Below are 22,745 nucleotides of genomic sequence, written 5' to 3'. Positions count from 1 at the left end.
CAATCAATGTCGTCTGGGGTTTCCTGGGTGTCTTGGTTCTCGGAGGTTGTGCTAGGCAGGTCATCCGCAGGGTCAAAGAAGTCTGAGAGATCCACGTTGAACTCTGAAAGATCGACCTGATCCGGGTCGTTGAACTCTGAGAGAACCACGTGGTCGGGGCCGGAGATAGTTCCAGGGTCAACTTCAGAGACGTTCATATCACTAGAGATGTCTATATCGTCATCATCAGAGATATCTATATCAATGGAGTCTTGGGCTTGATCAGGGGCGATCGCCGGTGGTTCTGGCGTTTCTGACACGTTCGTTTCTGATCCGCCTGCTTCCTCCTGCGGGTTAAGCATGGGTCCAACTACGATCTGTTGGACGATCTCTCGGTCGTCTCGCACATTGATCAACGTACCTTGCTCCGCCATTTTCTGGAGCTGATCGGCTTGCACCTGTTCCTGATCACCGTAGAGTTCAGCTAGGGCGTCTCGCATTTCTTGCACCCAACTGGAATTTTCGCCCTGGATGATCTGCTCCGTGCCATTGACGAGGGCTTCAATGTTGGCCTGTTGCTGCCGGGCTGATTCTGGGAGGGCTCGCCACCAGGCCCGCAGATCGTACAAGTCTGATGCGGCGGTGTTGCAAGAGACAAGGTTGGGTTCTACCCGCTTAAATTCCAGAAATCCGGCAAAGGCCGCGGCAAAGGAACTGCTGACGGCAACCCATACTTCAAAGCCCACGGCAGCCAAGAGGGTGCCAACCCCGCCGAGGATATAAACCCACCATTGAAGCTGGGTGAGTTCTCGCCCAAGCCGCTGAGCTTTTTTGCGATAATAGTCAAACTGATCTTCTAGACGATAGATCAGGTACAAGTCGGCGGTCAGGTCTGAGAAACCATCATCTCCTCGTGATCGCGCTGCGCCATAGGGCGGTGGTAGTTCACCATCATAGACTTCCAGCCCTGATTGATTGACCTGAGTCTCCATGACGTGCTTGCCGACAACTTTAATCTTGCGAGCTAAGACAACCTCTCGTAACTCAGATGCATCTGCAGCGTAGATGTCCACCTGGGTGCGATAGCGATAGATTTCCTTTTTGAGGGTTTCTGCACTACCCCGCAGCATGACCCAGTTGACCCCCATATTGAATTTGATGGAGGCAGCAATCAGAATAGTTACCAAAATGGGCAGCAGAATCACCAAGAGACTCATTGACCCCATGATGGCCTCGTTGGCATTGCGCAGTCGGCCGGTGGCGACTGATTTAATAAAGTCTGAGAGGGGTGGCCCTTCTTGCCCCAAGGCAACTTCTAAGACTAGGTATAAGACAGCAATGGTGGTAGAGGCAACTCCTAGGCTGGCGACCCATTTTCGTTGTTGAATGAAGGCTTTTTGAGCTTTGACGGCGTTCTTGTCGTAGTCTCCAAAGCGTTGCCAAGCATCCTCAAGCACCGGTGTGCGAGGTTGATGTGATTCAGGGGAGGAGCCTGTCTTGGCAGCCTGGGAGGTTGTCGAAGCGGTGCCTCTAGCCGCTGGTTTTGGGGTTGTAGCTTGAGAGGACGATGGCGGTTTAGCAGATGCAGATGACATGACTGATTCCTAAACGCGACGATGACGATACAGTAAAGCACGGTCAGTGGCTAAAGATGATGGATGATTCCGTATCCTCAATGAAGTGTAGTTTCGGTATTGAGGGATGGGGTTGTGTTGATTTTACCTATTTGTTGGAGAGCGATCGCATACCGAGAAAGGAATGCTGTCACGGAGAGTTGATAGCAGGATTAATAGGGGGATATCGAGGCTATGTATCAAAAACTCTGAAGCGATCGCGCTTGCCTTGGAGGGCGAGAACCCGATAGCGTGAAGGTAGTCTACTTAATAGCGTTGCCCATGGTAGGGTGGCCCCAGAGGTAGGCATCAACGGTGGGTGAATCCAATGGCGATCGCCTAGTGTGATGTCCCTTGCCCCGATCCAGTGCAGATAAAAGGAAGAATCATCATGGCTCAGCTTCTAAGTGAAACCGATATTCAACAGCGTTTAGACGATCTGTCAGGTTGGACGTTGGTGGGCAACGAGATTCAATGCCAGCGTACGTTTAAAGACTTCATTGAAGCGATCGCTTTTGTGAATCGCCTAGTGGAACCGGCGGAAGCAGCAGGCCACCACCCAGACATCGCCGTGTCCTACAACAAGGTGACGATTTCCCTAACCAGCCACGATGCTGGGGGGCTGACGGCGAGTGACTTTGACATGGCTAAGGTCATCTCTGGTTTAAAATAAGTTGTTTCATCGGCTCTATTGATCCTTGAAACCTGATCCTTGAAAACCCCGACTTGGTGGCGATCGCCTTGCTGTTTGCCAAAAGTTAACCCAACTATGGCAATCTGGAAGAAAGACACATGTTAGTCAGAGCGATCGCCTTTGTCTAACCTGCCCCTCAACTAATCCGCATTTTGGCGAATCCTTTATGCAAACCCTGCCCACTCCCACTGCATCTAATCCGGCTGCCGACGCCTTTGATACCACCATTCGTCGCCGTAAAACCCGCCCCGTGCCGGTGGGGACGGTCACCATTGGCGGTGGCCACCCGGTGGTAGTGCAGTCGATGATTAACGAAGATACGCTAGATATCGAGGGCTCGGTGGCAGGCATTCGCCGACTCCACGAAATTGGCTGTGAAATTGTGCGGGTAACGGTGCCCAGCATGGCCCATGCCAAGGCTCTTGCTGTTATTAAACAAAAGCTCGAAGAAACCTATCAGCCTGTTCCCCTCGTCGCCGATGTCCATCACAACGGCATGAAGATTGCCCTAGAAGTGGCCAAGCATGTCGATAAGGTGCGCATCAACCCCGGGCTGTATGTGTTTGAAAAACCCAAGAGCGATCGCACCGAATATAGCCAAAGCGAGTTTGACGAAATTGGCGACAAGATTCGCGAAACCCTAGAGCCGCTGGTCATCTCCCTTCGTGACCAAGGCAAAGCCATGCGCATTGGGGTCAACCATGGTTCCCTAGCAGAACGGATGCTCTTCACCTATGGCGATACGCCCGAAGGCATGGTGGAGTCGGCGCTAGAGTTTATTCGAATCTGTGAGTCCCTGGATTTCCGTAATTTGGTCATTTCCCTAAAAGCCTCCCGCGTACCGGTGATGCTAGCTGCCTATCGCCTGATGGCGAAGCGCATGGATGACCTCGGCATGGACTATCCCCTCCACCTCGGCGTCACCGAAGCTGGGGATGGCGAGTATGGTCGCATCAAATCTACGGCGGGCATTGCTACCCTCTTAGCCGATGGCATTGGTGACACCCTGCGTGTATCCCTCACAGAAGCACCTGAAAAGGAAATTCCCGTCTGCTACAGCATCCTGCAAGCCCTAGGTCTGCGTAAGACCATGGTGGAATATGTAGCCTGTCCTTCCTGCGGTCGCACCCTGTTTAATCTAGAAGAAGTGCTCGACAAGGTGCGCAACGCCACCAATCATCTGACGGGGCTAGATATTGCCGTCATGGGCTGTATTGTGAATGGCCCAGGAGAAATGGCCGACGCTGACTATGGCTATGTGGGTAAGCAGGCGGGCTATATCTCTCTCTATCGCGGTCGCGAAGAAATCAAACGCGTGCCTGAGGATCAAGGCGTGTCAGAACTGATTAACTTGATTAAGGCAGACGGACGATGGGTTGATCCCTAATCTAATTGGCTGATCGGAGGACAAGATCAACCAAATTCGGGTTGATTTCTCAGCCTGTTCTCATATGGCTTGTGCTAGATTGGGCCTAATGCTCGTCTCTTCATCGGAATCAAGACATGGTTATTACGAAGCGCGGACTTGTTCTAGGTGCAACGGCTGTAGCGGTTACGGCAGTTACGCTAACGGGTGCTGGGTTGCAACTATCTAGAGGTCAGGCCTTCTTTCAAGATAGTCCGAAGGAGTTGATCGACGAAGTTTGGCAGTTAATTGACCGCACCTACGTGGACGCCACCTTCAATCAAGTCGATTGGCGGGCAGTGCGCCAAGACTATCTCGATCGCTCTTATCAGGATCAAGATGATGCCTACGTCGCCATTCGTGAGATGTTGGATCAACTGGGCGATCCCTACACTCGCTTCATGGATCCAAGCGAATTTCGTGACATGCAAATCGACACCTCTGGAGAGCTCACAGGGGTTGGTATTCAGCTTACTCAGGATGAAGAGACCGATGAGCTGGTTGTGGTGTCTCCCATCGAAGACACCCCTGCCTTTGAAGCTGGCATTCTGGCCCAAGATGTAATCATCCAAATTGATGACCAAAGTACGGAGGGCATGAACGTCAACGATGCGGTCAACCTGATCCGTGGACCTGTGGGTACAGACATCACATTGACAATTCGTCGGGGGCAGCAAGAGCTAGAGTTCCAGCTACGCCGCGACTTGATTGAGATTCATCCAGTTCGGTATTCGTTGCGGGAGACGGAAACCGGTGATGTTGGCTATATTCGCCTCACCCAGTTCAGTGCCAACGCCGCCCAAGAGATGGAAGAGGCGATTCAAGATCTACAGGCTCAGGGTGTCTCTGGGTATGTTCTAGATCTACGCTCTAACCCCGGTGGCTTGCTCTATTCCAGCATTGATATTGCTCGGATGTGGTTGGATGAAGGCGGTATTGTCTCAACCGTAAATCGTCAAGGCATTTCCGATCGCGAAGTAGCGAATGGCACCGCATTAACCGATTTACCGCTGGTGGTGTTGGTGGATGGTGGTTCTGCTAGTGCTAGTGAGATTCTCTCCGGTGCGCTGCAGGATAACGATCGCGCCACCTTGGTGGGAACACAAACCTTCGGTAAGGGCCTGGTGCAGTCGGTGCGCGGTCTGGGAGATGGTTCTGGGATTGCCGTGACGGTGGCTAAATATCTCACGCCCAGTGGACGAGACATTAACCAAGAGGGTATTGAGCCAGACATTGTTGTGGAGCTGACGGAAGAGCAGCTTGAAGTGTTGTTTAACGATCGCACCTTGATTGGCACCGATAGTGATCCGCAGTTCTCCCAAGCTCTAGAGGTCTTGTCTGACCAAATGACTGCTCAGCGACGACCCACTCAGGCGAACGTGCGTTAGCTACCAGCAGATCGTGAGCACCTTAGCGTGGACGACAATGGCTGGCCCGAATCAGACCGATGCGGTGAGCGATCGCTTCGGCTTGAGATGCATAGGGGCCCCATTGTTTGGGTGGCTGGCTGGCTGGGGAGGATGAATCTGCCGGTTGAGTATCGGTAATATCGCATTGACCATCGGGCTGCTGCACGATGTACCACGTGTCTGGTTGGGATGGCATAGCTTATGAAGGGTAGAGAACAAGATGGATTAGCCATGGGGATCAATGCCCCAAGGGATCCAACAGGTATGATACGCTTTGAAGCTGGGTACTGTCTCGGCAGTGGGGCGATCGCCTGTCCCTCCCACCTTGCTCGCCCAGTCGCACGCCTCAGGTTGACGCTTTTATGACCGCCCAAGATTCAAACCCGACGAAGCCCCCGACTGGATCCGATGCGGATCGTGCCCCTGACGAACTGCCTACCTCGACGGTAACGGTTGATGCCTCGGATCATACTGGTGGCTCCGGGGATACGCCTGATCCTCAATTGCCGCAAGAACCTCGTCGCGATACCTTGCGCACGATTGTCATCGCCGTAGCATTAGCGTTGCTGGTGCGCCTCTTCATTGCCGAACCTCGGTTTATTCCCTCAGACTCCATGGTGCCGACGTTGGAAGTGGGCGATCGCTTGGTGATTGAAAAAATATCCTATGCCTTTCGTGAGCCTCAGCCCGGCGACATTGTGGTGTTTATGCCGCCGGAGGCGCTGCAGGCCCAAGGCTATGAAGCCAATCAAGTGTTTATCAAACGTCTCATTGCCGGGCCGGGACAGGTGGTGCAGGTGCAAGATGGGCGGGTGTGGGTGGATGGCGTGGCGATCGCCGAACCCTACATTGCCGAGCCGCCGAACTATGTGCTGAATCCCTTGGTGGTGCCGCCGGATCAGGTTTTTATGCTGGGCGATAATCGCAACTATAGCTTTGACTCCCATGTGTGGGGATTTTTGCCTCGCCAAAATATTATTGGACGGGCGATCGTGCGGTTTTGGCCCCTCGATCGCTTGGGTGTTATTCCGCGTCCGCCTCGGGTCAAGTACGAGGATGCTTCTAGCCCGCCTCCGATGGATCTAGCGAGTTAAAGCACGAGGTAATGGATCAAGCTGGCCATCAGAGAGGCTGGGAGGGCTAGTCGCTGCTGTAGGTCAGCCATACTTTGAAACCGACCCTGCTGCTCACGATTTTGGACGATCGCCCTAGCTAAAAACAGATCCACGTCGGGAATGCGGGTGAGCTGTTCTACAGAAGCGTTATTGGGGTTCACCGGCTGGATGGTGCAAACGCTGTCGGCGTCGTAGTAGCAAAACCTCAGGACAGGGGCAAGCCGTTGAATATGGGATACGGGTACGCTTAGCGCCGCTGCAATATCCTCTAGGCAATGAAACTGTAGCCCTGAACGCTGTAGGCTAACGAGCGATCGCGCTTGGTGGATCGAGAGCCCCGGTAGCCGCAGCCAGTCATCGACCGTGGCCTGGTTGGCATCAATAACCACGCCTAACTGGGCGGCCAGGGCCAGTTCCTCAGCATTCTGAAAGCGATAGTAGGGATCCTTCAGCAGGCGGGTTTTTAGGGGCTGCAGGCGGGTTTTTAGACCGTTGCCCATCCGTCCCATGGCTGTTAGCCAGTGCGATCGCGTCATGGGTCACTCCTCTGCCACGTGGCGAATGGGGTTTAGGCAATGCGATCGAGTAACTGTCGTCGCTTTTGCTCAAATTCATAGTCGGAAATTAGCCCATCTTGCCGCAGTTGATCCAGGTGGCGTAGAGAATCCGCGATCGCCCCCACCTGTTTGGGATCCACCGGCGGCTCTGCCGGAGTCTGGGGTGCCAGGTTGGGGTTCATGGTCAGGTCAAATTCATCGGGATGCTGGGAGAGGTACCACACGCCCTCAATGGCGCTGGCAACGCGGGGAATCGGCGTCCAGGATAGAAGCAGGTAGAGAATGCCCCAGCCATATTGCCCAAGGTAAAACTTGTGTAGCCCCGAGACAGGAGCCACGGCTCCTGCAAAGGCTAGGATAATAGCCAGCTTCCGGTTTTTTGCTTTGACAATCATCGTGGAATGCTCCGGTGGGGAGATGGCATGGAAAGTAGTCTGGGCGATCGCTCTCCCTTGCCTTTTCTATCATATCCACATCCGTCTCTTCGCTGCTCCCATTCGAGGGTGGCCCAACGGCGGATAACCGAATCACTTCCCCGCGATCGCCAGAACAATGCCACAAAAAATGTCATAAAAAAGGGACTGCAGAACAGCCCCTCAGGATGATGAAAAACGCTAGAGTTCAGGATTGGATTTGGGGGAGCGATCGCCCCCCATACATCCTTTGAGTCCCTACTTTTTCTTCTTACCGCCGCCCTTCTTCTTACCACTAGAAGGCTTGGTGTCTGAAGCCGGAGCCTTGTCTTCTACCGGAGCGGCAGCTTCTTCCACCGCAGCAGGCGCTTCTGCAACCGCAGCAGGCGCAGCAGCACCGGTTTGGGCGGCTACTTCTGCAGCAAAGTCAGACTCTTCCTTCTCGATGCCTTCTCCTAGAACAAAGCGCACAAAGCGACGCACCTGGATGTTTTCACCCAGCTTGGCCACATTCTGGGTGACCAACTCTTGCACCGTGATGCTTTGATCCTTGATGTAGGGCTGATCCATCAACGAGAGCTCTTTCAGGCGCTTTTCAATGCGCCCGACTACAATTTTCTCGCGGATGGCTTCGGGCTTGCTGGCCAAATCATCCCGACCCATTTCAATCTCTTTTTCTTTCTCCGCGAAGGTAGCGGGGATATCTTCGGTGCGCACATACTCAACGTTCGGGCAAGCGGCAATCTGCATGGCAATATTGCGCACTAAAGCCTGAAAGTCTTCGTTGCGAGCTACGAAATCGGTTTGGCAGTTGACTTCTACCAACACACCGATACGACCACCGGTGTGGATATAGCTGTCAACCAACCCTTCTGCTGCGACCTTGCCGGCTTTTTTCTCGGCTGAGGCAATCCCTTTCTGCCGCAACCATTCGCCAGCTTTGGCGATGTCACCCTCGTTTTCCTGCAAGGCTTTTTTGCAGTCCATCATGCCTGCGCCAGTCTTATCGCGCAGTTCTTTGACTAATTTTGCTGAGATCTCCGGCATTGTGCTTAACCCCTACATCTACATGTATCAACAGTCCACGGTACATCCGCAGTTGATCGGACAGACGAGGGAACCACTCTAGACGGGGGATAACTCACCCTCTAGAGCTCCCTGCTGCGTTAGCTATTACCCGACTCGTCATTGCCGTCGGAGACGTCACTATCATCGTAATCGTCTTCGGCACCGTCGTACTCATCGTAGTCGTCGTAATCCACCTCTCCTTGACCATGATGCCCTTCGTAAATGGCATCGGCCAGCTTACCGACAATCAGCTTGATGGAACGAATGGCGTCGTCATTCGCTGGAATGGGGATGTCTACAACGTCAGGATCGCAGTTGGTATCCAAGAGGGCAATGATGGGAATGCCAAGCTTTTGGCACTCTTGCACAGCGTTATATTCCCGGCGGTGATCCACAATCAGCACCATGTCGGGTAGCTTGCGCATACTCTTGATGCCACCCAGATATTTCTGCAGCTTTTCCATCTCGCGGCGGAGAACAGCAGCTTCCTTCTTGGGTAACAGGGCTAGGGCTCCGGTTTCTTCACGGTGCTCTAGTTCCTTGAGGCGATCGACGCGGGTTTTGATGGTGGCCCAGTTGGTGAGCATACCGCCCAGCCAGCGCTGGTTTACAAAGTAAGCACCGCAGCGAGCAGCTTCTTGAGCAACGATGCCGGCTGCCTGACGCTTGGTACCCACGAACAGTACTTTCTTGCCTTGTTCCGATGCGTCTCGGACGGTGGCGTAGGCTTCTTCGATGAGCTGAGCCGTTTGGACTAGGTCAATGATGTGAACGCCGTTCCGTGAGGTGTAGATGTACGGCGACATCTTGGGATTCCAACGGCGGGTTTGATGGCCAAAGTGAACGCCGGACTCTAAGAGTTCGGCCAAAGATACTACGGGCATGTGTTTTGACTCCTTTCGGGTTTATCCTCCACCCAAGTGCATTTCGCAAACTGCGAAACACCCGAATATCTGGGTGTGCGATTTTTGACAACTTTTCCAGAGTAACACAATTGCTGATCATCTTTCTTGGTGATCTCAACGACCTTTGTTCAATCGAGGCCGTTTGTCAATCGATGGTCTTGAAAGCGCTGTGCCCCTAAGATTGTGGGGGGTAAATGGGGCGCTAGTCTGAGACGGGTTACGTGATATTTGTTCCCTATCTATTCAGCAGGATCATCTCTTATGCAGCGGCGGCATTTTTTACGTTTGAGTGCTTGGGCAACTGCCGGGGCAGCGATCGCTCCCCTTGTTCCGTATCGGGCGATGGCGCTCAGGGGCGATCGCATCAAGCCAGCGCGATTGACAGCCGGGGATGCCGTGGGAATCATTAGTCCAGCAACGGCGGCTTTCCTGCGGGAGGATGTGGAGATTGTTCTAGAGGCGGTACGAGCCCTGGGGCTAGAGCCGGTGTTAGGCGAGCATTTGTTTGATCGCTATGGCTACTTGGCAGGCCAGGATCGCGATCGCGCGGCGGATATCAATCGTTTCTTTGCCGATCCGGCGATCAAGGCGTTGATTCCTGTTCAGGGCGGCTGGGGCAGTAGCCGGATCTTGCCCTATTTGGACTATGACCTGATTCGCGAGAATCCTAAAATCCTCGTTGGCTTTAGCGACATCACGGCGCTGCTTATGGGTATCACAGGGCAGACTGGGTTGGTGACCTTCCATGGCCCCAATGGGTTATCTGGATGGCGATCGCAGGAGGTGGATATGTTTCGCCGGGTGTTGTTCAATGGCGAGGCAGTGACCTTTTCCAATCGTCTTGCTGGTGTTGATAGCGATCGCCTCATGCAGGTATCGAACCGCACCCAGACGATTACGGCGGGGCAGGCTCGGGGGACGTTGGTCGGCGGCAATTTGTCGGTGCTGTCGGGGATTGTTGGATCGCCCTACATGCCGGATCTGACGGGGGCCATTTTATTTCTGGAAGATGTGGGAGAGTTGATTTACCGGATTGACCGGATGATGACCCAGTTGGCCCTAGCAGGGGTGTTTGACAACTTGGCGGGCTTTATTTTTGGGCAATGCACTCGCTGTGGCCCCGATGCGGATTATGGGTCGCTCACCCTGGAAGAAGTGGTGTGGGATCACCTTGAACCTCGGGGCATTCCGGCTTGGTATGGGGCAGCGATCGGTCATCTAGAGCCGTTGTTGACCCTGCCCGTGGGCCTAGAGGTGGAGATTGACGCTACGGCGGCCACCATTCAGATGACCGAGTCGGCGGTGACCTAGCCGGGATGGATCTAGCAGATGCCTGAAAAATCCTCAACGGCTTATGCCAAAATGGCCAGAGATCTGCATCCCGCATTCCAGTAAGTTTAGGAGAAGCTCGTGGAGTCCCGTTACAACCCAGGAGAGATTGAACCCAAGTGGCAACAGGTTTGGGCTGACCAAGGCAGCGATCGCGCCGAAGAAAACGAGAAGCCAAAGTACTACGCGCTGTCGATGTTTCCCTATCCATCGGGTAATCTGCACATGGGTCACGTGCGCAACTATACGATCACCGACGTGATTGCGCGGGTGCGGCGGATGCAGGGCTACCGGGTGCTGCACCCCATGGGTTGGGATGCCTTTGGGCTACCGGCGGAAAATGCGGCCATCGATCGCGGGGTTCATCCAGCGACCTGGACTTACCAAAATATTGAAACCATGAAGGGGCAGCTCAAGCGGCTGGGTCTGTCCTACGACTGGGATCGGGAAGTGGCCACCTGCGCGCCAGACTACTACAAATGGACGCAGTGGATTTTTATTGAATACCTGAAGGCGGGGCTAGCCTACCGCAAAGAAGCGGCGGTGAACTGGGATCCGGTGGATCAAACCGTGGTGGCCAATGAGCAGGTAGATGCGGATGGGCGATCGTGGCGATCGGGGGCGATCGTCGAAAAGCGGATGCTCAGCCAGTGGTTTTTGAAAATTACCGACTACGCTGAACAGTTGCTTACCGATCTTCAAACCCTGGAGGGCTGGCCCGATCGCGTCAAGCTGATGCAGGAAAACTGGATTGGCAAGTCCACTGGAGCAGAGGTCACCTTCAAGACGGAAGACGGGGCAGACCTGACGGTGTTCACCACCCGTCCCGATACCCTCTGGGGGGCCACGTTCATGGTGCTGTCGCCGGAGCATCCCTTGGTGGACGATCTCACTACGCCGGAGCAGGCTGAGGCCATCCAAGCCTATCGCACGGCGGCGGCCAGCAAGAGCGACCTGGATCGCATGGTGGAGGATCGGGAAAAGACCGGGGTCTGGACGGGGAGCTATGCCCTCAATCCGGTGAATGGCGCTAAGGTGCCGGTGTGGATCGCCGACTATGTGCTCATGGGTTATGGTACCGGAGCGATTATGGCGGTGCCGGCCCACGACCAGCGGGACTTTGAATTTGCCCGCCAGTTTGGCCTGCCGGTGGTCGTTGTGGTGCAGCCGGAGGGCGAGACCCTAGACGGCGATGCTATGGCCAAGGCCTGGCCTGGCGACGGAGTGATGGTGCAGTCGGGGCCGTTGGATGGGACTCCCGCCGGGAAAGGGCTGGGGCAGAGCGTGGAGAAGGCGATCGCTTGGCTTGAATCTGAAGGCAAGGGTAAGGGGACAGTTACCTACCGCCTGCGCGATTGGCTGATTTCCCGGCAGCGCTACTGGGGTGTGCCCATTCCGGTGGTGCATTGTCCCACCTGCGGCATTGTGCCGGTGCCCGAGTCGGATCTGCCGGTGGTCTTGCCAGACAACGTGGAGCTATCGGGGCGGGGTGGTTCGCCCTTGGCCAAGCTAGAAGGCTGGGTGAATGTGCCCTGTCCCACCTGCGGCACGCCGGCCAAGCGGGAAACCGATACCATGGACACCTTTATTGATTCCTCCTGGTATTACCTGCGCTATGCCGATGCTCGCAATGAAAGCCAGGTGTTTGAGCCAGCCAAGGCCAACGACTGGCTGCCGGTGGATCAATATGTGGGCGGGATTGAACATGCCATTCTGCACCTGCTCTACTCACGGTTTTTCACCAAGTTCCTACGCGATCGCGGCCTGTTGAACTTTGACGAACCCTTCCAGCGCCTGCTCACCCAGGGCATGGTGCAGGGGCTCACCTACCGCAACCCCAACCGGAGTGGGAAAGACCAGTGGATTCCCTCCGATCGCGTTGCCGATCCCACCGATCCTCGCGATCCAGACACCGGCGAACCCCTAGAGCGTCTCTATGCCACCATGTCTAAATCTAAGGGCAATGGCGTGGCTCCGGAGGATGTGATTGCCAAGTATGGGGTGGATACTGCCCGCATGTTTATCCTGTTCAAAGCGCCGCCGGAGAAGGATCTGGAGTGGGATGATGCCGACGTGGAAGGGCAGTCCCGTTTCTTGAACCGCGTGTGGCGGCTGGTGACCGACTACCGTTCCCCCTCCCCTGTGCCGACCCTGCCCGAGACCCTGTCCAAGGCGGAAAAGGATCTGCGGCGGGCGGTGCACTTGGCGATCAAAGACATCACCGAGGACATCGACGGCGACTACCAGTTCAATACGGCGGTGTCGGAGCTGATGAAGCTGAGCAACGCCCTCGGTGACGCCAACTGCAAGACCTCAGCGGTATACCACGAAGGCATCGAAACTCTGGTGATCCTTATGGCTCCCTTTGCTCCCCACATTGCCGAAGAGCTATGGCAGGGGTTGGGGTACAGCGAGTCGGTGCATCAGCACCCCTGGCCCAGCCATGATCCGGAGGCCTTGGTAGTAGACGAAATTACCCTGGTGATTCAGATTATGGGCAAAACCCGAGGCACCATCCAAGTGCCTGCCGCTGCCAGCAAGGCAGAACTGGAAAAGTTTGCCACAGCCTCTGAGGTGGCCCAGCGTTACCTCGAAGGCAAGACCCTCAAGAAGGTGATTGTGGTGCCGGGCAAGCTGGTGAACTTTGTAGTGGCCTAGGACAGGTCTAGCCTGGGGCATAGGCCGCGGTGCGGGAATTTCGGCTGGTGGGTATAGGGCAAGGGAGGGAAATGTCTCCCATACTAGAAGTATCGTTATGAATTGCGATCGCCCATGCCAGTCCAGCCGACTTTTATCGCCAAAGCTCGCCCCTACGCGACTATCGTTGCCATTATAGGCACCTTCCTTGTCAATGCTTGGTCGAACATTGCCCCCATCAATGGCGAGTCCATTGGCGCAATCTCCAATCGGGTGTTTGGGGATGTGATGATTATCCCTGCCAACTATGCCTTTATTATCTGGGGCTTGATTTACCTGGGGCTAATTGCTTTTGGCGTTTATCAGCTATTACCCAGCCAGCGATCGCGCTCTGACCTCAACCCCGTGCGCCATGCCCTGATCCTCAGCTCTGTGGCTCAAGGCGTTTGGGTATTCTTGTTTCTATACCGATTCTTTTGGGGCTCCATGGTTGCCATGGCGGCCATTCTCATCGCGCTAGCCTATGGCTATTACCACCAGCGGCAGACCGTGACGCCTAGCCGCCGCGATCGCTGGTTGGTGAACCGACCGCTGAGCCTATATCTGGGCTGGATTAGCGTGGCCACCATTGTGAATGGCGCGATCGCTCTCTACAGTACAGGCTGGACGGAGTTGGGATTAGGAAGACCCGCGTGGACGGTGATTATGCTGGCGGTGGCTACGTTGCTGGGAAGTGTGATGGCCTTTCTCTATCGGGATGTGGTGTTTGCCGGTGTTTTGATCTGGGCGTTTGTGGCGATCGCGGTTCGTCATGCTGATCAAGGGCTGGTGTCACCGGTAGCGATCGCTGCCTCGGTGGTTTTGTTCATTGTCCTCGTCGTCGTTCAATGGAAACAGGCTGCCCCGCGTTCGGTGTAACCAGAGTCTGAGTCTTAGCTTCTCAGCATGGAGCCCTATTGATGTGAAAGTCCCTCGTCCTCTGGGAGAGGGATTTAGGGTGAGGGTAAATGTAGCAGGCAATCCAAGAATTGGTAAACGCATCAAAGCATGACAAGACGGTGCGTTACGGCTACGCCTAACAGCACCCTACACCGTGGTTGATTGAGATCCACCGACGTAACTGGGTAGTGAAATCGTAAAGACCGAACCATGGGGATAGTTATCATCAACCCGAATATCGCCACCGTGGGCCTCCACCGCTAGCTTACAGAAGGCTAGTCCAAGCCCCAATTGAGTGACGCCCTCAGCATTCATGCCCGTTTCATATTTCTCAAAGATAATTTGTCTGAGGTCAATGCGTACGCCTGTACCCTGATCCGCCACCTGAATAATAGTGGATTGATCCAACGAATCTGCTCTGAGGACAACTTGGCTGCCCTTGGGAGAAAACTTGACGGCATTGGACAGTAAGTTATCAATCACCCGGCGCAACATGGCAGCATCGACATGAATGGGATTCAACTGATCGGACAGTTCGCCCACCAAGTCTAGACGTTTCTGCTGGGCGATCGCCTCAAATTCTTCCAAGGCTTTTTTACACAGATGTCTTAAGTCCACCGTGGAGCGATCGACCAGCATCTGACCATCTTCGAGGCGCGCCATGATCAGCAGGTCATCAATCAGGGCTTGCAATTGGCGAGCAGCCGTCATAATCTGCTCGGCTTTACGGTGCTGTTTCGCTTCCGTGAGCTGACCGCTTTGCAGCATATCTGCCGATAGCACGATGCTAGATAGGGGCGTGCGCAGATCATGGACAATCATGTTGACCATATCTTCGCGCAGTCTCAATAGGTTCTGGACACTCGCATATTGCTGTCGGATACGCAACATCGACTTGACCCTGGCCCGTAGTTCTGTGCCATTGACGGGTTTGCTGATAAAGTCATCGGCTCCGGCATTCAAACAACGCGATAAGTCATCCTTACTAGTTAATGCCGTGACCATAATGATCGGAATTCCCTGCCACTGGGGATCGGCTTTAATGATCTGACAGGCTTCGATGCCGCTCATATGGGGCATCATCACATCCATCAAAATGACATCAGGTTGAATATCGTGTAATCGAGCGATGGCACGGCTTCCGCTGGAGGCATAGTATAGCTGGACGTTTTCATCGTGCAAAAAGGTGTCGATGACATCAAAATTATCAGGTTCGTCATCGATAACTAGAATGGACGCTGAGCTTGTCATACCAAAATACCGTTTTCATAGATAATTCGGAACGGTGCTATAGGTGGATTGGGTGGGTCTAGATTTGTTGATCAAGGCTGGAAGACGCTCATTCAGGATGCGGCAAAAGCTGTTGAATTGTTTCTAACAGCAGCTTTAACCGAATTGGTTTGGTTAAGTAATCGTTGGCTCCAGCCAGAAGACATCGATCGCGATCGTCTAGCATAGCCAATGCTGTCATCGCAATAATGGGCATGGTTGGGGAAATGGTAGTTCGAATTTGATGAATGGCATCTAGCCCGCTTAACCCAGGTATCTGAATATCCATCAGAATGATGTCTGGGGTGTGAACGCGGGCTAGATTGACAGCCTCATAACCATTATGGGCATAAATGAGATGGTAGCCTTTGAGGGTGAGGTAGTCTGCGATCGTTTCAATATTGGCTAGGTTGTCTTCTGCGACCAGAATGACAGCGTCACGATGATGGTTAGGATAGTTGGGCGTAATGATGTCAGGAACGAGGCGATCGCGTCCTGCTTGCATCAGCGAGAGTGCTGGCTGAAGACGGCGGATGGCTGCATGGAGATGGACTCGAGTAATGGGTTTGACTAAGTAATCCACTGCTCCTAATGCTAACCCTTGATTTTGCTCATCTACCACTGAGGCAATGATGACCGGGATATGAGCTGTTATCTGGGTATCCTTAAGCTGTGTTAAAATTTCCCAGCCTGACGCCTCTGGCAGCAGGAGGTCTAAAATAATTAATGACGGCATGAACGTCTTGGCTTGAGCGATCGCATCCTCCCCACGTCGGCACACCGTAGAAGACACGCCTAGCTCGGTTAAATAACGCTGGAGTTGATCTGCCACGTCTTGTGAATCTTCAATAATCAGAACCGATTGCACATTTGTGGGTGACGCGATCGCTAGGGGACTGGCTTCCTTCTCTGCAAGGGTTACGGTAGGTAGGATGGGAGGATGGACGTAGGGAATCTTTACTGAGAAGCAGCTTCCTTGTCCTGGGGTGCTATTGACGGTGATATCGCCGCCGTGTAGATCTACTAAACGTTTGACTAGAGACAGCCCCAGTCCGGTGCCCGTATGTTTTCGATTGAGGGCGCTATCAATTTGGACAAACGGTTGGAAGAGTTTTGTGCGATCGCTCTCGGCAATGCCGATGCCCGTATCGTTGATCGAGAAAACAACGCTTGGCAGGGTCGATAGGTTGGATGGGCTAGACAGATCGAGAGGTTGTGCAGGAGATTGGCACGTTACGGTAAGGGACACAACGCCGCCATCAGGGGTAAACTTCACGGCATTCACCAGCAAGTTAATTAAAATTTGCCGCAAACGACGCTCATCGGCATAGAGGGATGTCACCCCCTGAATGCGGTGGTCTAGGTGAATATGTTTCCGCATCGCCTCTTCTTGCACGAAGGCTAAGCTAGCTTGGCAGAGGGTGCTGATGGATACGAGGCTAGGCTGTAGCTCCAGCTTGCCTGCCTCGATTTTGGATAGGTCAAGAATATCGTTAATCAGCTCTAGTAAATGCTGCCCACTGCGCTCAATGGTGGCGATCGCCTTCTGTTGTCGAGGATTCAGCGCTCCGAAAATATCCTCCTGTAGCCCCTCCGACATGCCCAAAATGGCATTGAGGGGCGTGCGCAGTTCATGGCTCATGCTGGCTAAGAACTCATCCTTGAGCCGAGTGGCCCGCTCTAGCTCTAGGTTGGCGCGGCTGAGCTGGTCATTTTGAACTTGGATGCGCTCCTGGGCTTTTTGCCGTTTGGTGATATCAAAATTAATGCCGACCATGCGCACGGGTTGCCCCTGGGAACTGCGCTGCACCTGCCCATAGGCTTTAATGAAGTGCTGGCTGCCATCGGGCCAGATAATCCGAAAGGTAGCGTCAAACTCTTGTTCTCCCTGGAGTGCTTGTTTTAGAACAACTTCTGTAGCTTGGCGATCCTCGGGGTGAAGGTTCTGCTGCCAATCTGCTCCGTTTTTGACAGGATCATCGGGCGATCGCCCGTGCAGGCGATACATTTGCTCATCCCAGACTAAATGATCCTGCACCAAGTCCCATTCCCAGATGCCGATCGCGCCGGACTTGAGCGCTAGGGCTAACCGTTCTGACACCTGCCGCAACTGCTGCTCATCGTGTTTGCGATCGGTAATATCGCGGCCTGCGGATTGATATTCCAACAACTGGCCTTGGTCGTCAAAAATGGCGCGATCGGTCCACAATTGCCAAGCTGTGGTGCCATCAGGAAGCTGAACCCGGTGTTCATAGGTCACCGTAGGATTTTCTGGGGTTAGTCCTAGCACCTTCGTGCGCACAAAATCTAGCTCATCATCAGGAATGTATTGCCAGATGGCATTTTCATCCAGCAAGGTGGTGTCTAGGTTGAAATAGCGACGGTAGGCGGTGTTGGCAAAACTGAGGGAGCCATCCGGGCGAAAGCGGCAAATCATCTCCGTTTGGTCTTCCACGATCGCTCGATAGCGGGTCTCGCTGCGCTGTAGCTCTAGTTCAATACGTTTGCGATCGGTAATGTCATGCCCCACTGATTGATACTCGATCACCTGTCCTTGCTCATCAAACATGGCCCGATCCGTCCATAGCTGCCAGCGTTCTTCACCGCTAGCCGTGCAGGTTTTTTGCTCGGTGGTGATGGTGGGTGTTTCGGGAGTTAGGTGGGACAGCAGTTCCCGGATATGGGCATATTCTTCGGATGGTATCAGTTGCTCAAGAGAGTAACCAATGTCGAGCTCTGGATCAATCTGTACATATTGACAGTAGGCATTGTTTGCAAAGGTGAGTCGACCGTCTGGCAAGAAACGACAAATTAAGTTCGTTTGGTCTTCTACGATGGCGCGGTAGCGAGCTTCGCTACATTTGCGTTTCATGTCGGCAAGTTTACGATCGGTGATATCAAGGATCGTGCCGACGAAGCGACTGAGTTGCCCGCTGGCGTCAAAGATGGGTTCTCCCCGAGCTGCTACCCAGCCTAGGGATCCATCGGGACGATTAAATTCAATTTCTAGACTGTAGGGTGTTTGCTGGGTGATCGCCTGCTCCAACACGTGGCGGTGATGCAGGCGGGCTTCTGGGCTAAAGCGAGCCTCAAGCTGCTCTAGGGCCGGTTCACCATCAGCTGCCTCAAAACCAAAGACCACAAAGCTTTGGGGTGACCAGGTGATTGCTCCGGTCTGGATATCAAACTCCCAACTGCCTAGATTGGCGATGCGCTGGGCGGCACTGAGATGGGCCGCTTGCTGCTTCAGGCGCTGCTCAATCTGTTTTTGCTCCGTGATATCAATGACATAGCCCACAATTTCAACGGGGGTGCCTTGGGGATCAAACACCATCCGCAAACCGCTACCGAGCCAGAGATAGTGACCGTCGTGGTGTAGAAAACGATACTCGTGCTTTTGAACGCCTTGGGTCGGCAAGAGCGCTAGGGCACTGAGGAGGCGATCGCGATCGTCAGGATGGAGGCGATCGCTCCAAAGGTTTGGCTCTTGGACAAACATATGGGGCGAGTATCCCAGCAGGTCTTGGATATTTGCACTTACAAAGGTAGTTTTGTAGTCTCCCTCTGGGCGGCAGGTAAACATGACCGCAGGACTGGTGGCGATCATGCTTTGGAGGCGAGAGCAGGGTGTGGGAACGCCCAGAATGACGGGTTTAGGGCTGGAAGGCCCAGGGGAGAGTTGTTGACTGCCAAGCATTTGTAAAACGTGGGCGGCGTTAAGACAACCCACGATATGTCCCTGATCGTCCACCGGAATACAGCAATGGTTTGCCTGCTGGAGCAGGGGCAGGATGAGAGAGAGATCAGATATATCTGCCAACGAGATGGGGCTGGGGGGAGGTGTCATGATCTCGCCGACGAGCGTTTGGGCGGGGATCTGTCCTGCGGCTAAGGCGGCTACAATATTGCGATCACTTACCAGTCCGACTAGGTTGTTATGCTCCATAACTAGGGCGCAGCAAGCTGATGATGCATGGGTAGCATGATGTGATGTCTGGAACTCGTGGATTCCAGCTATTGCCTCAGCGAGGGTCATGGTGGCGGACAGCACTGGTAAATCACGGGCGATCGCTAGATTGATCTGCCCGTTGGAGGAGCTTAAACCGAACATGGGAGAAAAAAGTAATGGGCTTCAGCGCTCAACCATAAACTCAGCAAGAGTGGTGAGGATGGCAACAGTTCTTACTGTTATCTTACGTGCTGCCAGAAAGCGTGCCAAAGGTAATTCTGCGGATCCATGGTCAGGATCAAGTGTGAAGGAATGACTGAGCTGGGCGCTGTATGGGGGATGAATTATGAAGCTAAATACATCTTTGACCCAAGCTCACGTGATCAGAGCACGGGGCTTTGAATGTGAGGTACTCGAAGGAGAGATTTGGGGCGATCGCGACGTCAGGATCCCCTTACCCAGGATTACAACTCTCCACATTATTGCGGAGGTTTTCCACAGGTTTTCCACAGGAAAAGCGAGTTTTCCACAGGAAATGGCATAGTTTTCCACAGGCACTTGGGAAAAACCTGTGGAAAACCTGTGGAAAACCAACATGATAGATTAAGTTAGATGACGAGCGTTGTCTTTCAAGCAACGTCCCATCTCATCCATGGAGTGTCGTTTCACTTGGAGACTCAGCGATCGCATCCCGGCGATCCATTGTAAACGATCTGAGGGGCTGGATTGATCCAGGTTTCCCTCAAATTTTGTTGATTCTTAGTGGTTCACAAGGGGCGATCGCGAAGGGTGCTTATTCCCACTCGATGGTGCCTGGGGGCTTGGACGTAATATCGTACACGACGCGATTGACACCCTTGACTTCGTTGACAATCCGGGTGGAAATCGCCTCTAGTAAATCGTAGGGGGCGCGCGACCAGTCAGCCGTCATGCCATCTTCACTAGAAACGCAGCGCAACACGATTGGGTAGGCGTAGGTGCGTTGATCGCCCATCACCCCAACGCTGCGAATAGGCAGCAGCACGGCAAAGGCTTGCCAGAAGTCATTATACAGACCGCGTTGGTTGATCTCCTGACGCACGATGAAATCAGCATCGCGCAAAATGCTCAGCTTTTCTGCCGTTACTTCGCCCAGAATACGAATGGCTAGACCCGGGCCCGGAAAGGGATGGCGTTTGACAATCTCTTCTGGCAATCCGATAGAGAGTCCTACCTTCCGCACTTCGTCTTTAAACAGCTTGCGCAGGGGCTCGACGAGTTTAAAGCGCAGATCCTTGGGTAGTCCACCCACGTTATGGTGGCTCTTGATCTTGACGGCTACCCGTTCCCCGGTTTTGGGATCGACGTTGGTATCGGCTGACTCGATCACATCAGGGTAAAGGGTGCCCTGGGCTAGGTAGTCGAAGGGGCCAAGACGCTTGGATTCTTCTTCAAAAACCTGAATGAACTCGTGGCCAATGCGCTTACGTTTTTCCTCGGGATCGCTGATGCCTTCAATGACCGCCAAGAAGCGATCGCGGGCCTGAACGTGTACTACGGGAATGTGGAACTGTTCGTGGAATAATTTCACCAGGCGCTCTGGCTCATACTTGCGCATGAAGCCTTGGTCGATGAACATGCAGGTGAGCTGATCCCCAATGGCCTGGTGCAGCAAAAACGCCAGGGTTGAGGAGTCAACGCCGCCGGAGAGCGCCAGCAGCACACGCTTGTCGCCGATGCGGGCCCGGATTTCACGAATAGCATCTTCCACGAACGCTTCGGTTGTCCAAGTTGGTTCGCAGCAGCAGACGTGATAGACAAAGTTACGAATCAGCGCCAGACCACCGATGGAATGCACCACTTCAGGATGGAACTGGACGCCGTAGAGCTTGCGCTCATGGTGGGCGATCGCGGCGCAGGGAGTATTGTCGGTGTGGGCGAGCAGCTCAAAGCCATCGGGTAACGCCTTGACGGAGTCTCCATGACTCATCCACATGGTGGTGCCGTCATCTACGTTGGTGAGCAAGTCGGTAGGATCATCGATGTAGAGCGATGCTTTGCCATACTCACCGCGCAGGGCCCGCTCGACGCTGCCACCCAACTGTTGCACCATCAACTGCATGCCGTAGCACACCCCTAGCACCGGGATGCCTAGATCCCAAATCTTGGGATCGCAGTGGGGAGCGTTGTCGTCATAGACGGAGCTTGGACCACCCGATAGAATAATGCCCTTAGGATTGAGCTGCTGGAGTTGCTCAACCGTGGTGCGGTAGGAAAGCACTTCAGAATAGACTTGGGTTTCGCGAATTCGTCGCGCGATAAGTTCAGAATACTGTGAACCAAAGTCAAGGATCACAATCATCTGGCGGGTGATGTGCTCAGTGGCGTGGATGTCTGGCGGAAGTTGGGTTTGGAGAGTCACCGATTGAGTCCTGGTCAGTCATGAAGGGTGAAAAACAATAATTATGTCGGCTTGAGATCGTGGGCTGAAACAAGTAGCCTTTGCGAGAAAATCATCTAATCCTTCTAGGATGAGGGGTTGATGATCCTCAATCGCGAACTATGTGACCGGAGCCCGATCCGCATCGTGCACGTATCTATATAACGGTAATTAATGTCCCCGTATTGTGACTGATTTTCCTACAGAGGGCAAGGAGGCGATCGCTGAGATGAGGACGCCATCCTGCGGAAGTAAGGTGCTGGCTTAGGCTAGGGTTCGGTCTGAACATTGAAGAATGAGGAGCTATCCTGTTGATCTAGGTTGCGACATAGGGCGCGATCGCCCTCGAGCTGCCGGAGATAATCCTGAACCCATGCACAGGCATAGTCGAGCTCTGTGATCTCAAGAATTTCGGCCAGATCCCAAACCATCAGCCGGCCATCATGCCCGCCGGAAATGAGGCGATCGTCCATGCCTCCAAACCCTAGGGCGAAGATGCTGCCGCGATGACCGCTGAGGATGGCACTGATGGCAGTATTGCGGGCATTGTCATCTAAATCCCAGACCTGAATCATACCGTCTTCTCGACTAGCCGCTAGACGGTTACCGCTGGGGCTAAAGCTGATGCGATGGATGGGGCTTGAATAGTTGGTGATGGAACCTGTTGGGGTTAGTTGACCGTCTGAGCCAATCTGCCAAAGGTTGACCGATCCATCAATGCTGGCGGTTGCTAGAGATTGCCCTTGAGGACTGAAGGCGGCGTCGGTGATCGCTTGTTTGACCGGTAGGGTCTGCAAAAGTCTACCCTCTAAATCCCAAAGATAGAGGTTTTGACCACCGCCGACCATAATCCAATCTCTGGTGGGATGGGCGTCGAGACCTAGCAATCGTTGGTCTTCCTCGGTAGACAGCACCTGCAGCATCTGTCCGCTGAGATCCCAAATCCGCACGGTGCCATCTGCTCCGCTAGATATGAGGCGATCGCCCCTAGCATTGAAGATGAGATCATGAATGGCTCCTTCGTGGCCGTCTAAACGTTGTGCCA

16 protein-coding genes and 1 pseudogene are annotated in these 22,745 nt (G+C 53.9%); 7 read left to right on the top strand and 10 right to left on the bottom strand.

All coding sequences use genetic code 11. From position 1 onward, the window contains the following. On the bottom strand, positions 1-1,574 hold a 1,574-nt coding region (locus V6D20_21155), incomplete at its 3' end, for a DUF4231 domain-containing protein (protein ID HEY9818289.1). Between the two features lie 409 nt (positions 1,575-1,983). Here V6D20_21155 and V6D20_21150 point away from each other — a divergent pair. The 3 genes from V6D20_21150 (at position 1,984) to ctpC (ending at position 5,079) form a co-directional block, all read left to right on the top strand. Next, on the top strand, positions 1,984-2,265 hold the full coding sequence (locus V6D20_21150) for a 4a-hydroxytetrahydrobiopterin dehydratase (GenBank protein ID HEY9818288.1): 282 nt from the start codon (positions 1,984-1,986) through the stop codon (positions 2,263-2,265). A gap of 187 nt (positions 2,266-2,452) precedes the next feature. Next, positions 2,453-3,673, top strand: a complete 1,221-nt coding sequence (gene ispG, locus V6D20_21145; GenBank protein ID HEY9818287.1) for a (E)-4-hydroxy-3-methylbut-2-enyl-diphosphate synthase — start codon at positions 2,453-2,455, stop codon at positions 3,671-3,673. A 116-nt stretch (positions 3,674-3,789) separates the two neighbouring features. Continuing rightward, positions 3,790-5,079, top strand: a complete 1,290-nt coding sequence (gene ctpC, locus V6D20_21140; protein ID HEY9818286.1) for a carboxyl-terminal processing protease CtpC — start codon at positions 3,790-3,792, stop codon at positions 5,077-5,079. Between the two features lie 22 nt (positions 5,080-5,101). Here ctpC and V6D20_21135 read toward each other — a convergent pair whose 3' ends face one another. Further along, positions 5,102-5,296, bottom strand: coding sequence for a hypothetical protein (locus V6D20_21135; protein ID HEY9818285.1), 195 nt, complete (start codon positions 5,294-5,296; stop codon positions 5,102-5,104). Between the two features lie 166 nt (positions 5,297-5,462). On the opposite strand from V6D20_21135, the gene lepB reads away from it, so the two are divergent. Beyond that, on the top strand, positions 5,463-6,194 hold the full coding sequence (lepB, locus tag V6D20_21130; GenBank protein ID HEY9818284.1) for a signal peptidase I: 732 nt from the start codon (positions 5,463-5,465) through the stop codon (positions 6,192-6,194). On the opposite strand, the gene V6D20_21125 is transcribed toward lepB, so the two are convergent. From V6D20_21125 to rpsB, 4 genes and pseudogenes are all read right to left on the bottom strand, one after another. Further along, positions 6,191-6,751: a ComEA family DNA-binding protein gene (locus V6D20_21125; protein HEY9818283.1), complete on the bottom strand. Its 561-nt coding sequence runs from the start codon at positions 6,749-6,751 to the stop codon at positions 6,191-6,193. The genes lepB and V6D20_21125 overlap by 4 nt on opposite strands. A gap of 32 nt (positions 6,752-6,783) precedes the next feature. Next, positions 6,784-7,167 carry an NINE protein gene (locus V6D20_21120; GenBank protein ID HEY9818282.1) on the bottom strand — a complete coding sequence of 128 codons (384 nt, stop codon included), beginning with the start codon at positions 7,165-7,167 and terminating at the stop codon, positions 6,784-6,786. A gap of 426 nt (positions 7,168-7,593) precedes the next feature. After that, a pseudogene (tsf, locus tag V6D20_21115) lies at positions 7,594-8,232 on the bottom strand (translation elongation factor Ts). A gap of 119 nt (positions 8,233-8,351) precedes the next feature. Then, positions 8,352-9,137, bottom strand: a complete 786-nt coding sequence (gene rpsB, locus V6D20_21110; GenBank protein ID HEY9818281.1) for a 30S ribosomal protein S2 — start codon at positions 9,135-9,137, stop codon at positions 8,352-8,354. A 282-nt stretch (positions 9,138-9,419) separates the two neighbouring features. Here rpsB and V6D20_21105 point away from each other — a divergent pair, with 282 nt between their 5' ends. The 3 genes from V6D20_21105 to V6D20_21095 all read left to right on the top strand — a co-directional run bounded on the left by V6D20_21105 (position 9,420) and on the right by V6D20_21095 (position 14,042). Further along, positions 9,420-10,469, top strand: a complete 1,050-nt coding sequence (locus tag V6D20_21105) for an LD-carboxypeptidase (protein HEY9818280.1) — start codon at positions 9,420-9,422, stop codon at positions 10,467-10,469. A gap of 99 nt (positions 10,470-10,568) precedes the next feature. Continuing rightward, positions 10,569-13,145 carry a leucine--tRNA ligase gene (gene leuS, locus V6D20_21100; protein HEY9818279.1) on the top strand — a complete coding sequence of 859 codons (2,577 nt, stop codon included), beginning with the start codon at positions 10,569-10,571 and terminating at the stop codon, positions 13,143-13,145. A gap of 114 nt (positions 13,146-13,259) precedes the next feature. After that, positions 13,260-14,042, top strand: a complete 783-nt coding sequence (locus tag V6D20_21095; protein ID HEY9818278.1) for a hypothetical protein — start codon at positions 13,260-13,262, stop codon at positions 14,040-14,042. Between the two features lie 168 nt (positions 14,043-14,210). On the opposite strand, the gene V6D20_21090 is transcribed toward V6D20_21095, so the two are convergent. The 4 genes from V6D20_21090 to V6D20_21075 form a co-directional block, all read right to left on the bottom strand. Further along, the gene (locus V6D20_21090; protein ID HEY9818277.1) at positions 14,211-15,314 is read right to left on the bottom strand and encodes a hybrid sensor histidine kinase/response regulator; all 1,104 of its coding nucleotides are present in this window, start codon (positions 15,312-15,314) and stop codon (positions 14,211-14,213) included. Between the two features lie 88 nt (positions 15,315-15,402). Next, the gene (locus tag V6D20_21085; GenBank protein ID HEY9818276.1) at positions 15,403-19,443 is read right to left on the bottom strand and encodes a PAS domain S-box protein; all 4,041 of its coding nucleotides are present in this window, start codon (positions 19,441-19,443) and stop codon (positions 15,403-15,405) included. 631 nt (positions 19,444-20,074) lie between these two features. Beyond that, positions 20,075-21,682, bottom strand: a complete 1,608-nt coding sequence (gene guaA, locus V6D20_21080) for a glutamine-hydrolyzing GMP synthase (GenBank protein ID HEY9818275.1) — start codon at positions 21,680-21,682, stop codon at positions 20,075-20,077. Positions 21,683-21,969: 287 nt separating this feature from the next. Continuing rightward, the coding region (locus tag V6D20_21075; protein HEY9818274.1) for a hypothetical protein at positions 21,970-22,745 on the bottom strand (776 nt) is incomplete at its 5' end.

This window comes from Candidatus Obscuribacterales bacterium (assembly GCA_036703605.1).
Classification (GTDB): Bacteria; Cyanobacteriota; Cyanobacteriia; order RECH01; family RECH01; genus RECH01.
Note: the sequence above shows the minus strand (reverse complement) of the source record. Positions and strands in the feature narration are given on the sequence as shown.